Annotated in this window: 8 protein-coding genes; 3 read left to right on the top strand and 5 right to left on the bottom strand. The window is 46.8% G+C overall.

All coding sequences use genetic code 11. The features are described 5' to 3' along the window. Window positions 1-14 precede the first annotated feature (14 nt). From CUN67_RS28495 to CUN67_RS28480, 4 genes are all read right to left on the bottom strand, one after another. On the bottom strand, window positions 15-974 hold the full coding sequence (locus tag CUN67_RS28495; protein WP_208718858.1) for an ABC transporter permease: 960 nt from the start codon (window positions 972-974) through the stop codon (window positions 15-17). Then, window positions 974-3,439 (bottom strand): ATP-binding cassette domain-containing protein, encoded by a 2,466-nt coding sequence (locus tag CUN67_RS28490; protein ID WP_208718856.1) that lies wholly within the window; start codon window positions 3,437-3,439, stop codon window positions 974-976. The genes CUN67_RS28495 and CUN67_RS28490 overlap by 1 nt, the downstream gene beginning before the upstream one ends. A 64-nt stretch (window positions 3,440-3,503) precedes the next feature. Next, window positions 3,504-4,523, bottom strand: coding sequence for an ABC transporter substrate-binding protein (locus CUN67_RS28485; protein ID WP_208719581.1), 1,020 nt, complete (start codon window positions 4,521-4,523; stop codon window positions 3,504-3,506). A gap of 1,308 nt (window positions 4,524-5,831) precedes the next feature. After that, the gene (locus tag CUN67_RS28480) at window positions 5,832-6,911 is read right to left on the bottom strand and encodes a RepB family plasmid replication initiator protein (RefSeq protein WP_208718854.1); all 1,080 of its coding nucleotides are present in this window, start codon (window positions 6,909-6,911) and stop codon (window positions 5,832-5,834) included. A 2,121-nt stretch (window positions 6,912-9,032) separates the two neighbouring features. Here CUN67_RS28480 and CUN67_RS28475 point away from each other — a divergent pair. From CUN67_RS28475 to CUN67_RS28465, 3 genes are all read left to right on the top strand, one after another. Further along, window positions 9,033-9,662 carry a division plane positioning ATPase MipZ gene (locus CUN67_RS28475; protein WP_208718852.1) on the top strand — a complete coding sequence of 210 codons (630 nt, stop codon included), beginning with the start codon at window positions 9,033-9,035 and terminating at the stop codon, window positions 9,660-9,662. Continuing rightward, a complete protein-coding gene (locus tag CUN67_RS28470; protein ID WP_208718850.1) occupies window positions 9,662-9,952 on the top strand; it encodes a hypothetical protein in 291 nt (96 codons plus the stop codon). The genes CUN67_RS28475 and CUN67_RS28470 overlap by 1 nt, the downstream gene beginning before the upstream one ends. Before the next feature lie 3,449 nt (window positions 9,953-13,401). After that, a protein-coding gene (locus CUN67_RS28465) for an IS3 family transposase (RefSeq protein ID WP_208718848.1) occupies window positions 13,402-14,606 on the top strand; the annotation gives its coding sequence in 2 pieces (ribosomal slippage) (window positions 13,402-13,720 and window positions 13,720-14,606; 1,206 coding nt in all). 152 nt (window positions 14,607-14,758) lie between these two features. Here the strand turns inward: CUN67_RS28465 and tnpC are convergent. Then, the coding region (gene tnpC / locus CUN67_RS28460) for an IS66 family transposase (protein ID WP_208718846.1) at window positions 14,759-15,417 on the bottom strand (659 nt) is incomplete at its 5' end.

Here is a 15,417-nt window from a genome sequence, read left to right as displayed (position 1 = left end):
TGAAATCAGGTTTATCAGGCTACTTTTAATTTTGATGTCTGTTTTTTCCCGCTAGCCAGGAAAAGAACCGCGATGATCACAATACCCTGAACAACATCCTGCGCGCCTGCTGGCAGTCCTGCGATCTGAGCCGTGGTCACGATAAGAATAAGTACGGCGCTGCCAAAGAATGTGCCCAATGCCGTTGAGCAGCCGCCAAATATCAACGAGCCTCCCAGCACCACAGCACCTATAGATTGCAGGGTGTATGACGTCCCCATTTCCAGGAATGCACCACCCACATAACTTGCGAGTAACAGGCCGGTTATTGCGGTAATACATGAGGAGATGACAAACGATGACGCCATAATGCGTTTGCTGTTAACTCCGGCTAACTGAGCGACCTGTTCGTTCTGCCCCACCGCAGCCAGTTTGCGCCCATATACGGTAAAATTAAGTAGCAACCCGACCAGACCTACGGCAACCAGTGCCAGGATAAAAATATTTGGTACTGATGCAGTATGGCCAGACGATAGCACTTTGATGGCGGTCGGGAGGCTGGATGAAGGCATCACTCGATTGGTAAGTAGTGCACAGGTCGCGAGTATGTACCCCGTTGCAAGTGTGGCAATGATGGCTGGGATGTGGCACACGACCACCAATATGGCATTAACCAGCCCGGTAACGAGGCCGATGACAAGTACGATGCCGATCACGGCGAACCATGTGAATGAGTGGAACTGGCTCATATAATTTGCAGCGAAAGCACTGAACGTGATTACGCCTGCAATGGATAAATCAATGTTTCCACGGCCCGATGTCACAACCAAAGTCTGCCCCAACGCCGCCAGGACCAGAAAACTGGCAGACATTGCCATACCGGAGAGACTGCTCAGGCTGAACTGTCCGGTCACCAGCGAGAGTGCACCCCATAACAACAGCGTACCCGCACATGACCATACCCAACGATGTTTAGCGGTGAATTGAGTCAACATCAGGCACCTCTTTTCTTCGGTTTTAATAGTGTTTGAACAACCAGCATCGTGATGAGCAGGCACCCCTGAACGGCAGCATTAAAGTCTGTATCAATATTCAATGCACCTAACAAAGCGCCCGTTAGTGCGAGTATCAAAGCACCTGCCACCGCACCAACCGGAGAAATCATTCCCCCCATTAATGCACTGCCTCCGACCACTACCGCCGCAACACTGACAAGTGTTAAAGAACTGGATGAGTTCAGATCGCTGGCACCGCTGATACCCGTCAGAGCAAAACCGGCCAGCACGCCAAAAACACCGGCAATCCCATAACGCAGGAAAGCGTACTTAGTGGCTGACCAACCAGTGCGTGACATCGCTGCGGCATTACCGCCAAATCCACGCAACGCCACCCCCATACGTGAGCGGTCAATCAAGACAGCGATCACTGCGAGTGCAATAATCAAAATTACTGATCCTGGAAAACCGGCAATATGCCAGGCAAAAAAATTGCTTAGCCATTCCGGGCTGCTGCCTCCAGGTACGGGTTGTAACGTATAACTGGTGCCAGCCCAGACAAAAGAGCTACCGAGAGTAAGAACAATCGAGGGGATTTTTCTGCGCTGAATAAGAGTTCCCAGAGAGGCATAGACGATGAGAGAAGCGGTAACCGCCAGGATCGCCATTCCGGGGTTATCCACCAGATACATCGCTGTCAGTACGTTTATAAGACCAGTGAAAGCACCAACGCTCAGGTCTATCTCACTTCCTCCCACAACAAACATCTGCGCCAGCGCGACCAACACCAGCACGATGGATGGCGTCAGCAACAGATCCACCCCCATCAGAGAAGCCGCCGCTGGATTCAGCACTCCCAGGGCAACAAACATGATGATGAGGCCCAGCAAAGGTGCTGACTGCGTCAACATCCCGTGAGAACGTTTGTGCTCTGTTACTTTCTTCGGTTGGGTTGTGGTTTCGCTGAATGAACTGGAAATGATGGCATCCAGGGAAATATCTTCATTCTCCAGCACCCGGACGATACGGCCATCTTTGAATACCAATACGCGATCGCATTCGAGAAATTCAATGTCTTCAGTCGAGTACCAGAGCACCAGTTTGTCGTCATTGACGACATTGGTAATGGTTTCATAGAAATCATCCTTCGCCGCAACATCCACACCACGGGTAGGATCATCAAACAGGATGGTTTCCCCTTCCCCTACTAATGCCCTGGCGACCAAAGCCTTCTGCTGGTTGCCACCAGACAGATCCCCAATCAGTGAAGAAAAACGGGATTGATCCAGCTTCAGTTCCTGGCTCGCTTTCTCCGCACGTTCAATACCTGCTGAAGCACCGAGAAAACAAAGATTGGGAGATTTGACAAACTGACCAAAGGTAATGTTGGTGAGTACGCTCCAAAGCGGAAAGATACCCTCTTTCTGCCGGTCACCTGACACGTATGCGATACTGTTTCCTGTCTGGCGTTGCTGCTCGTACCAGGAGCGTAAGAAAGTACGCTGGCCGGCTCCCTCAAGCCCGGCCAGTCCGATGATCTCTCCCGTCCTTAATTCGATCGGATTATCAACAGTTTCCGGAGCTTCAATACGGCCTATTACTCGCGAGGACTTTTGAGCGGCTGCACGCCTTGCTCGTCTTTCATGTGACTGAGATTCGCTTTGTCCACCCATCGCACTAATCAACTGAGGGACAGTAATCTCTTCGTTACCCACGCCAGGGATATCACGTCCATTGCGCATGACCATGACGCGATCACAGGTTTCAACGATTTCCTGGAGTTTGTGGCTGATGAGGATGAATGCCATGCCCTCGGCGGCTTTGCGCAAAATATAGTGGCGAAATTGCGCACTGCGTTTTTTATCCAGCGATGATGTCGGTTCATCCAACACCACGATTCTCGCGCCTGGTCCGGTAATCGCTCTGACAATCTCTACCATCTGCCGTTGACTGATCGAGAGATTTTCCACCCGTGATTCAACATTAATGCCATGATTGGGGAAAATCAGATCGAGTGCATCACGCGCATGGTCGATATAGGGTTTTTTCCAACCGAGACCTGATGCAGCCTGTGAGGGTGACTCGATGAAAAAATTATCCGCGACGGTGAGGTTGTCACATAACGAAAGCTCCTGGTGAACAATACGAATCCCCAGGCGACGTGCTTCGTTGGCGTCGTACTCAGCCAACCCAATCCAGGTATTATCCAGCAGAATGTTTCCGGAATCGGGTGGAACAACTCCCGTCAGGATCTTCATCAGGGTCGACTTACCTGCCCCGTTCCCGCCTACCAGACCCAGTATTTCGCCAGCATTAAGATGAAGATTTACATCTGCATTTGCTTTGGTCGTACCGTAGGTTTTGCTGACAGACACCATTTGCAATGCGGCTTTATTTTTCTGGCTCCCAATATCAGTCACCGAAGCGGCATCAAAGCTTTGTTGTTGTGTATTCAATTCCATCATTCACTCCTGATAAACATGACTGAGCTGTGCACCCGGCAACATGGGTGCACACTCGTTCAGAGGCTTATTTGGGTTGCAGCAGGTTACTCTTCACCCACGTAAGGTCGTAGGAAGGGCTGACGATGACGCCATCAGGAAGATGAGTGAACTGGGAAAGGGTGTCGTTGGTCACTGTCACCACCGGCATGATCATTTTTGCCGGAACTTTGGTACCGATTGCCATCTCATATGCCAGCCAGAATGCGGCGCCGCCGACACCAGGTGTAACGTTCATCGATGTAGTGCTGTAACCATTCGCTTCACGTTGCTTAGCCCACCAGTGGATAAAGTTGGAGCTGCCTCCGCCTTCGATGACCGGCATTTTGGTTTTATAACTACCGCCAAATTGCTCAAACGCCTGGGCAATACCGATATCGTCACTGCCGCCCTGCGCCAACACCGCATCAACGTGCGGCAGGGATGGCAACACATTCGTTACTGCCGACTGGGCAACCGAAGCCGTAGCCTGGCCATAAACGGTAGCGACCACTTTAACGTCAGGATATTTTTTCAAAATCTCATTCTGAGCTGAGGAAATGAGCATATCCGGCACATTCCCTTTTACGCCACGAACAATGATCACATTCCCTTTGTAGTTGATTTGCTTCAGAGTGGCTTCGGTCTGTTCCCGTTTGTATCCCGCGAAGTCGAACGGCAGTTGTGTGTTGCATTTCGCTGAGGCAACCGAATCAAACGAGACAACTTTAATTCCAGCTTTACAGGCCTTCTCGATAACACCATTGAGTGCTGTCTCGGATGCGGCATCGATAGCAATGGCATTAACTCCCTTCAGGATCAATTGTGCCACCTGGCTGCTCTGCTGAGCAGCAGTACCATCACTGTTGAAAACAACATAGTCAGCAATCAGTCCCTGTTCTTTGGCTTTTTTTGCCTCTTCCTCAAAAGAGTTCACCATCTGGCGTCGCCATGTGTTCCCGTAATAGGAGTTGGATAAACCAATTACTGGTTTATCAGTTTCAGCTTTCGCTGCATTCAGGATGGTGAAACCAGAGATAACAATGGTGCTTGCAATCAAAAAAGACATCAAAGAACGAGAACTCATGCGTTTACTTGTTTTCATAAAGCTTCCCCGACAGATGACATAAGTTGCGATGTAGCAGGCGTAAGAAGTACGCACTGCGTTAAATACAGGCGTTACCCGGTGCTCGCTCATTGGGAGAATCTTATTGATGACAATATGTCGACGTTTAATTGTCGATTGGCACCAATTTGCACCAGGTTAATGCGTTATTGCAGGAAGCGATCCAGGTTCGTTCCAACTCAATTTTTATTCACTGAATTTTTATTCATTACATTGTTTTTTAATGTATTAAAAATTAAATCCATTCACTGACAAAATTCTATCCCCATCTCATCACAGAAAGAAATTTCAAGGTAATGCACCAAATTTGATCTTGAAAACGCGAGAATGCACCAACATACAACCAATCATTGTCGACAATAATCCATGATGTATTGATCACTTTTAAGTGATATAAAAGTGGCTATTACAGTTGAAGATGGGGAGGCCGTTCGACGAAGACAAACCGTAGTCTGGAGATTGAAAACCTCGTGGAGATCTGTAGGCATATCATGATTTGCTAACATACGAAGCCAGGAACCATGTGTCTGAGGACATAGCGCGGATTTTCCATCACCGAATGTTTTAAAGAGAGCAGTACTTCCGTTTGGGGGGTCGACAAATCCTCGCCGTGAGGAGAAATACTTTCTGCCGGATCGGGGCCGAGCTAGTTAAGTCTGACGAAGGCATTCAAGGTCTTAGAGAGAGGGAGTCGATGTTCGCCAATTGACGCCATAAAAACTCATGCAAAATACTGAGCCGACTGCCCAGAACAGGCGAGAGACAATCCATTCCCATGATGACCACTGTGGAGAGTAACGAGAGTTTTTCAGAATGACTACTATGGAGAGCAACAACAGCATCAGGGGTGACTGCTATGGTGAGAATTAAAAGAATATTGCGATTCTTACGTGCATTTTGATGTGGAGGAGAACAGTTCATTTTAAACGTGCCCCTTGATGTTAGTGATTACTAACATCATGTACACCAAGGCCTGTCAGGTTAGTAAGTACCAGGGGGGTTGTGCAATGGCAGGCTAACGTTTTCAAAAACCTCTCTCTATAGCGGTCATCTTTTGCCGGTTTTAAGTCATCTTTCTCTCTACAGCAGTTTCTTTCCAGGGCAAAATTGACCACTATAGCGAGAGAAAAAGACTGCTATAGCGAGCTGTAATCTGGATATGTTCAGGAGTGGAATGCAAAAAACCGCTGTAGCGAGTAAAACTCACTTCAGCGTTCGGTGATAGGTTTCAGCAGATTGTCGCTAACTTGCCTACTCAGCTTTCTTGGTCTTCCTGATGGTCTCTAAGATGGCAAGTTCCTCATCAGAGAGCATAACCATTTTGCCTGCAGGCGCTTCCTTCGTTTTCTTCACTGTCGTTTTCGCCCTCACCTTCTTCTTAACCGGGACGATTTCAATTTCACTATCGAGGTCGTCCTCTCCGAGTTCAGGAAGGCTCAGAGGAATATTTGCCGGCCTGAGCTTAGGCTGTCGATAATGAATTGAGAAGTAGACAGTACTGGCGCGCTTGAACTCGGTGTAATCGAGATAGCCAATCTCCTTGAGCTGCTCCATTGCCTTTCTGACGGTCGCATATTGGGTGTTTGGGCGTGAAGTCAGATTTAAACGCGCCTGCAAGCGCTGCATTGACACAGGAGCAGGATCCGGGGGCAAGCTTTCAATAAATGTGTAAAGCGCCTGAGCGGACTCTTTACGGGCCAATTCGTTAATGGCACGGAGCTGAAGCAGTACCTTACGATCAAACTGATACAGTTCGAAGATCTTAGGATCCGCCTGCAAGGTGACAGTGTCATTTTTCATGCTGTATTTTGCAGACTGGACAAGGTGCGTAACGTAATACTCCCCTTCTTTATTAGTGAAGTGGATGGTATTCGTCGCAATACGCGTTAAAGAGGCTTCCAGACGTGTTCTGAGCTTCGCAGAAGAACGAAGTGATGGGATACCACAGAGTTTGGCAAAATCGACGAAAGGCAGCGTAACGCTGTCTCCCAGCACCTTATACTTGGCAAACGCATGAATAATACCAACCCATGCTTTGAAGTCGTTGTCCATGTCGAGACGGGCACCGGTGATCTTGATATTCTCATATCCTTCGGCTTTAACGATCGTCAGCTGCTTCAGCTCATCAGTCACATCCATGGTGGATAACTGATTTTTTCTGCCATTGGCGGTAGATTTGAGCGTCGGAACGAAGAGTCCCAGTCTCATTAACGCAACCGGTTGAACGGTGTTATTACTGTTAGGCGTAAGGTGAACAACCTCACCGGTTCGTTTATCCGTTTCGCTGAAAGCCTCAGCTATCAGTTGGTTTTCTTGTTCTTTTTTCGGCATTTGAAAAATCCGTGATCTGAACAAGCGATGATCGCCGTTACTCGATATTGGGATACTATCACTCACTACAGCGGTTATTCTACTCACTACAGCAGTTTAATTGCTCTCTATAGTAGTCATTCAACTCACCACAGAAGTCTTTTCTTACTCTCCATAGCAGTCAATTCATCTGAAATATTATTAAAATCATTCTCTTAGTTAATGCATTGAGCAATCGAGCATCTGCAGTCCTAGCGGATCTTTTATTGGATCGGATTTCACGACCATTTTTGACGGCTTTTTTTATGATTTTGATTCCCGGTTTAGTGTGCATAACTCTATGAAACTCAATGGAAGAGAATTTGAGCAATCAGTTGATAGCAGTGAGGACTCTATTTAGATCAGATTTCATACGTTTTGACTTATAAACAACCAAATCAGGCAGTTACTCGCTATAGTAGTCATGAACGGCTCAACATAGCAGTCATCAACACTCTCTGTAGCGGTCAAATAGCTTAATACAGTAGTCATTTTTCTCTCTACAGCAGTCATTAAACCCTCTCCAGACCATATCTATCAAGGGTTTCAGAGCAAGTGGGATCTGTTAGGGATCTAACTAGGATCATATTAGGATCGAATAATTGGATCGGGCCTGTGGATAACGGGGAAAAGTCATATCTGTGCTGACATGCAACTGGCGTTGTTGCCCTGCTTGTCAAATTGTTGAAACCGACCCGGTGGGTTCACTCTGGAAGGAATCATGATCGTAATCTGGACTGACACGAAATTAAAATCTGATCACGCCCGAAAAGAGCCTCTTTCAATGACCACTATAGTGAGTAAATGACTACTATAGAGAGTATATGAAAAATGATTCACTCCGGAATAGAGGGACAACAGCACACTTCATTTAATCTCACCCAACCTTTACCAGAAAACAGAAGACTACTGTGGCGAGTGAAACAACTCTCTATAGTGGTCAGTCAAAAGTCTGGTTTGATATCAATATCCTAAGCTCCAAAGCATCGTCGTCAGGTCTTGGGTCAAAACTACACTTTACTCAAATGATCAAAGCAGTGAGCGGTACCGTCTTGCATCTTTTCTGATAACAAACTCTCAAAATAAAATGTACTCCGGGCATTCAGTTCATCGGCGTGTACAGCTTCGTTCTGTACACACCTCAGGAGCAACATAAGCTGCGCCGATCGTCATGCATTTGAGCCTCTAACACGGGCGAGTACATCAGTGATAAAATCTCTTGACCACATCAGGTGACGAGCATCCGGACACTGCGACTAAAACTGCCCAGTTACCTGTCCCCTACGGCGTCTCACGTGTTATACCACCGGGCCGTTCAGCTAATAAAATGAGTGATTAATATGAAAATCGTCACGCCGACACAGTAGCCACATCGCCAACGTATCAGTTCACTAAATACAAACAGATACACCACTGTGGTCAATTGCTGCCACAAATCTTATTTTTCACATGACTTTTCAGTTTCCCTGTTCTGTCGCCAGTGCTTTCTCCCCAGATCTAACTGAAACACTCCCTGATAAAGCATTGCCTCACCGAGCAACGTCTTCAGACCTTCGTTCTCTTATTCAAGATACTTCTGCTGCTTTACTTCCGGTACTTCCATGCCCTCTCAAATTTTAACCTTGTGGAGCAGCTATCTCATGAGGTGGCATGCCTACGGGAAATCTCACTGGCAGGAATTCTGGCTTCAGCCTCATGGAAAGTACTGATGATCTGTTCGTTGGAAATACGCGTCGCGATAGATACTTCCTCACGTTGCTGATGGGAACATTACTCACATCTTGATGTGTCAATCAACGTGGAAGCGGGTCACAGCCTTTGCGATACCCTTGCCCAACTGCACTTGATTAAGGCCATTTTGTTTGCGCAGCTATCAATGACCGAGGTTAATATTTACATATTGTAGGCACGAAAAATGAGCCTTTATTACACCTTTTTAAACCCTAAATAGCACCATTAAGGATTGTTTTTGTAACCATAATGGTACCAAAATGATGTCGTATACCATTTTTTTATGCAATAGATACAGTTTTGTTTGACCAGTAAAAGTTTCAACACTAAATTGATACCAACTTAACACTAAAATTGCGCAGGATTGGTTCCATGATTGTACTATTGGGTAATGAGAAAGGCGGCTGTGGTAAATCAACATTGAGCTGTAACATCACCGCTGAACTTGCACGTCAGGGCAAAGACGTAATGTTGATTGATGCTGATAAGCAAGGTACAGCTTCCCGTTGGATTAGCGATCGCAACAGAAACGAAAGCCTGCCTGTCATTCACTCAATTCAGAAATTCGACAACATCCGTGAAACGATTCTGGACATGGCCCAGCGTTATGAGGTGGTGGTGGTTGATACTGCCGGACGTGATAGCCGTGAACTCCGTACTGGAATGACAGCCGCCGATGTGTTGTTAGTGCCGTTCAGACCTTCACAGGCTGATTTAGATTTATTACCACGCATGGAAGAACTGATCACGGCTGCCAGCGATATGAATCCGACATTGAAAGTTCGCGCGATGATCACTATGGCCCCATCGAACCCCGTCATCAATGAAACCAGAGAAGCCAGAGAATACCTGGCCGAATATCCACAGATGGAATTGATGCGTACGATTGTTCGTGACAGAAAAGTGTACCGTGATGCATTGTCTGAAGGTAAAGGGGTTGTGGAAATGAACAATTCTCAAGCAAAGGCCGAAATTCAGTTACTGGTAAAGGAGCTGTTCTAATGGTTAAACCACGTACTCGTGAATTTGGCAATGCTGCTGCCAACGCTGATCCGGAACTGGAAAAGAAAATTCAGGCTTTTGCCGATGGTGCTGATCTCAATCCTGGTGAGAAAACTAAGCCAGAAGAACTGAACAAGAATGCCAAACGCGGTTATAAAAATATCCGGGTGCCTTTTAATGAATATGAGTATCAGGTACTTGAAAAACTGAGTAAGCATGAAGGTCGTTCGATGTTGAACATGCTCCGCCAGGCAATTTTACGTGAAGCTGAAAAAGCAGGATTAATTTAGCACCATTATTGCATCTGAATGAATCCATTCTGGTACCATTAAGGCTCAATAAGTGAGCCTTTTTATTGATTTGAATTCTGCTCTTAACATTATCTGCCCAGCCATTTTTATTTGTTGTTGTCGTGGTTCTTATGGCATATCCCGGTTCCTGCTACTGTTGATTCTGTCAGGGTTTTGAGCATCATTGATTTTAACTGAGTGACTCCTCCGACAGACTGATAGCTGGCTGATTAAAGAGGTATAAATGTGCTGCATAAATGGCTCCATAAAAATACCAAAATGGTACCAAGTTGGTGTAATATAGCCCCCCCCTCAACTACCGCCCTGCCCTCCCCCTTTTATAATACGCATAACCCGCCTTCTTTCCTTTTTGGCATCTGGAAGATATCTTACTTGCATGAACAAGTGGTAGCTGTGATCAGTACTTACCTGTTCCTAAAGAATATTCCTCATTTTTCCTCTCTGACCAGCCCTGTCAGAAAATCGTATCTGCTGAGATGTACGTCATTTCTAACGCCACCTGGCGACCAATAAAGAAGTATAGGTTCAGAGGGGCAGAAAGAATGTGCGAGCGTCATAGGTTAAAAATCATGAAAGATTAGTCTAATAAGGCTCCATAATGGATCATGATTTAATCCTTTATGGGCCATTTATGGTACCAATAAGGAGTTATTCGTGAGCCTTTATACTGGTAATCATAACATCAACCACGCCCTCTCCGGCTGCCTTCACAATCCTTTCCCTTCACCTGAGTGAAGTATTGCCCTCATGAACGACAATTCTCCTCTCCAGTTTTTACAACCAGTTTCAGCTCGCTTATAGGTCTGATGTGCTGTCAGGTAAAGCCTTGCAGTAAGCACCGGTATATTCCGCCTGAAAGCTGCATGACCTATGTCATCAGGCGTTTTTCCTGATTAAAAAAGTTAAAATGGTTCCTCTAAGGAGTTGTATTGGTACCAAATTGGTTCTTTTTTAGCATTATATTAACACCGTTATTATTCTCCGTATCCTGCCCTGCCTGATGACTAGAAAGAAGGCGTATAAATTCAGCGCAGAGCTACGACGCATTTACTGGCATTAACTGGACGATATGAAGAAAGGGGTAAACTTGTATCCTCACCAGCGCTATGTGCATTCATAACAATGCTGTGTACGTAAGTTGGCATAAGGACTTGTATCCGTTCTTTTAATCCCGTCAAGGTGTCATTAACGAATAGAAGTTTTTGTCTCACCAAAAACAGGCAATGACGTCCCACCATGGAGAACTAAAATTCCACTCTTAACAAACGTACAGAAAACAAAGAGGATGGTGCTTATGTTGTGCCATAAAGGATTTAAATTAACCTCACCAAGGATTCAATATGGTACCAATAAGGATCAATGACAATCCTGTTTTACCACCAAAATGAATCCTTATCGCTCTGTACTATCTCTTCAAAAGATCCATGGCTTCAAAATTATTTATCAGTCAGATAGCTGGGCTTGGAAAAATTCATAATGTGATAAATGGCTCCTGATTAACTCATTTCTGGTGTTTTATTGGTACCAATCATACGCCTTAATGGCTCCTGTGTGTGCTATTCTAAATGTGCAAAAATCAATTCACATTGAGACTTGGGTATGGTGGTTGAACAACGCTGCAGGAACTTTACCTGTCCCTTATCAGCATTTTCCAGCGTAGTAAGAGCTTTGTAGTAGACGCGAGGGCCATATCTGAATAAGCAGGCAAGCAGGTTCATCCTCAACCGGTATTGTTGATCAAAGCCTATTACTGAATCCTTATATAAACCATATTGGTACCATTAAGGATTCAAAATTATCTCTTTTTGTATCCCAGGATCGCCTTTTAGCTGATATTTTGCGAACCGTTTTTCTTATCATCAGGGTCACCCGCATCACACGTGCTGATCTACACTTTCCATGATCGGACACGATTACAGGCCGCAGCTAATAAGCTGAACCACACAACCACAATATTATCTGTGCTGTATCAAATCAATCTATAACCTGTATCTATGGTGGGTTGCAGTTCCTGAAGAGAGGGTATAAGGAATACAGTATTTGCAGGTGAGATTTTGATGCTAAAAAGGAACTAAAATGGTACCAATAAGGAATATTAATTGTGTTATATTGGTGCCTTTCTGGTTGTTCCCATTCTTATCTCCTGGTGATCAATGTTACCCTTCAACGTTAACCAATAGCTGTGGCAGAGCGGTGCAGAGCAGTATTGGAAAGCCGAATCCTTCTTGGCAAATCAAGCAACCAGAGTCTCTATACCTGAGTTACTGGGTAATCAAAAGAGCGGACATTCAGTAGTTGGCAATTCCACAGAAGTAAACAGGAAGTGTTTGACACCGTAAAGGAGTAAAATCGAATCCAAATTGGTACCAATACAGTATTAATACGAATCCGTAATTGAGCCTCTTACTTTCATAAAACTGAATTCTGGCATCCTTCGTAACATCCCTGGTTTTATTTTCATCCAATGACGAGATGGTCATTGGACTTCCATAACAATCACCATTGTTTCAGTCCAGCGGGAATCTTAGCTGGGTGTGATAAGGCATGCTCTGAGTGATCGCAATAAATGAATAGATATATGTAACTCTGTTTCTGTTGGCAGGTTTCTAAGCAGAGCTAAAGACGTTGTGAACTGGAGTACCAAGCTTCAAGTTAACAGAAGGTATTGCGCATAAGTTTTATATGAAACTGACCGAGACCCACACTTCAATAGTATAGAAGTGCCTTTATGAGGTTTTTACTCAAACATAACACCATAATGGTACCATTATGGTGTTAAATGCGTTCATTTATGACACCAGTTATACACCTTTTTAGTGTAATCCCCGGTGTGTCATGTATATACGATGCTAATCGTGAGTTTGAAAGGAGAGGGGGCTTTGAATCGCGAATGAGTACCGACCTGTATCAACACCGACACTAACTGGAAAATTATTTGGGTTTGATTTTGGGACGGATCTCAGCCCTCAAAGTATGGCTACAAATGTTGCACTGGATGTTGAATCCGCCCGATAACGTATCTGCAACATGAGTATCTGATGTCCGAAAACAAGACAGTAGATGGGCCCCTCGACTCTGAACAAAGTTAATCCGGTGGTTTAACGGAAGATGAGCAGTTTGAGGTGATTGAGCCTCTTTGATTGCATAATGACACCGTTTAAATACCGTTATGGTACCACTCAGGAGCACTTTTGAACTTTGTCGTTTTTTTCAGTTATCTGCTAAGTCTCCGGCTTTGCCCGTATCATGTACTCTTAAAATAATCGAGCTAAAATGCTGTCTCACGGGAAAGTGCCCAGTCACGATGAGAAAAAATCAAGAACAGTAGTCATATTATTAGATTAGCCCCTTAAATCACCAGACACTTCGCCTCTCTTAAAATAAGAGGTAGTCTTGGAACTATGTTTAACACCAGTCAGAATAATAAGATGGTTGAAGTGTTATCAGGACCGGAACGGCGTCGGCGCCGTACTCCGCAGGAAAAAATTGCCATTATTCAGCAGACTATGGAGCCGGGCATGACCGTGTCTCACGTCGCGCGGCTGCATGGTATCAATGCTAATCAGATCTTCAAGTGGCGCAGGCAATATGAAAACGGCTCACTGACCGCCGTGACTTCAGGCGGAGAAGTCGTTCCCGCTTCCGAACTTGCTGCTGCCAATAAACAAATCCGGGAACTTCAGCGCCTTCTGGGCAAAAAAACGATGGAAGCCGAAATCCTCAAAGAGGCTGTGGAGTTCGGCCGGACAAAAAAATGGATTGCGCATGCGCCCTTGTTGCCCGGGGAAGACGAATAAGCGACGTCAGCCGCAGTATTGGAGTGTCGCGTGCGCAGCTGAGTCTGAGGGTCCACCGTTCGCCAGACTGGCAGGATCGCAGGCTGCATGCCAGTTTTGACGATACGGCGGTGTTATCCCGGATACATACCATGGTGGCTGAGCTACCCACATATGGTTATCGCCGGGTGTGGGCGCTGCTGCGGCGACAGTCAGAACAGGACGCGCTTCCAGTTGTAAACGCAAAACGCGTGTACCGGATTATGCGTACTTATCACCTGCTGCTGGAGCGTAAACCTGCTGATCCCCAGAGGAAGCGAGCGCACAAAGGGCGCGTGTCGGTCACTGAGAGCAACCGGCGCTGGTGCTCAGATGGGTTCGAGTTCCGTTGCGACAATGGTGAAAAGCTCCGGATAACCTTCGCACAGGACTGCTGCGATCGGGAGATTATCGACTGGGCAGCAAGCACAGGTGGCTATGACAAAGAAACGGTGCAGGACGTGATGCTGGGTGCGGTAGAAAAACGCTTCGGTCAGCATCTGCCGTCAGAACCGGTGGAATGGCTGACAGATAACGGTTCAGCCTACAGGGCGCATGAAACGCGGGCGTTCGCCCGAATGCTGGGACTTGAGCCCTGCACGACCGCAGTGCGCAGCCCGGAAAGTAATGGCATAGCAGAAAGCTTCGTGAAGACGATAAAGCGGGATTACATCAGCGTGATGCCGAAACCAGACAGCCAGGTTGCGGTGATGAACCTGGCGGTGGCGTTCAGTCATTACAACGAACATCACCCGCACAGCGCGTTGGGGTATCGCTCACCGCAGGAATATATACGAAGAAAGTTATCACAACCGTAAGAGAGAAAAGGCGTCTGGATATATAGGCTCAAATCCACCTTCTGACATATCCAGTGCGACATATGTGAGTAATGATGAGTATTGATTTTTATGTTTACCCAGAATGACAGTAAGCGTGCAGCGAGAACCGTATTGACAGGATGACCCGGAGATTACTCTCCGGGCAGGGTGACGCGCCACGGCAGTAACTCACCGACGCGACTGACCGGCCAGTCCGCGATCACCGACAGCACATGGCGTAGATAACGTTCGGGATCGATGCCGTTCAGACGGCAACTGCCGATTATCCCGTACAGCTGCGCGCCACGATCNCCNCCGTGNTCNGACCCGAAGAACAGGTAATTTTTCCGCCCCAGNCTCACCGTCCGCAGCGCGTTTTCCGCGATNTTGTTGTCAGCCTCNGNCCAGCCGTCGCNNGCGTAGTANTTCAGCGCNNCCCACTGATTGAGCGCGTAAGCGAACGCCNTCGNCAGNTCCGAGTGNCGNGACAGCGTTTTCTGNTTCTCCCGCAGCCANCCTTCCAGCGCGNTCAGCAGCGGCACCGTTTTTTCCTGNCGCACGGCCAGNCGNTCCGATGCGCTTTTGCCCCGGATACCGGCTTCAACAGCGTACAGTTCCCCGATGCGGTGCAGCGCTTCGGTCGTCACCTCCGACGGCGTCCTGATGTGCACGTCGTGGATTTTACGCCGTGCGTGCGCCCAGCAGGCCGCTTCCTTTATATGGCCTTCGCGGTACAGCTCGTTGAACCCGGCGTACGCGTCCGCCTGCAGCACCCCGCTGAACCCCGCAAGGTGCGACTGCGGGTGCAGCA

This window comes from Pantoea cypripedii, assembly GCF_011395035.1.
Taxonomy (GTDB): Bacteria; Pseudomonadota; Gammaproteobacteria; order Enterobacterales; family Enterobacteriaceae; genus Pantoea; species Pantoea cypripedii_A.
The sequence above is the reverse complement of the archived record's forward strand: the minus strand, read 5'-3'. Positions and strand labels throughout refer to the sequence as shown.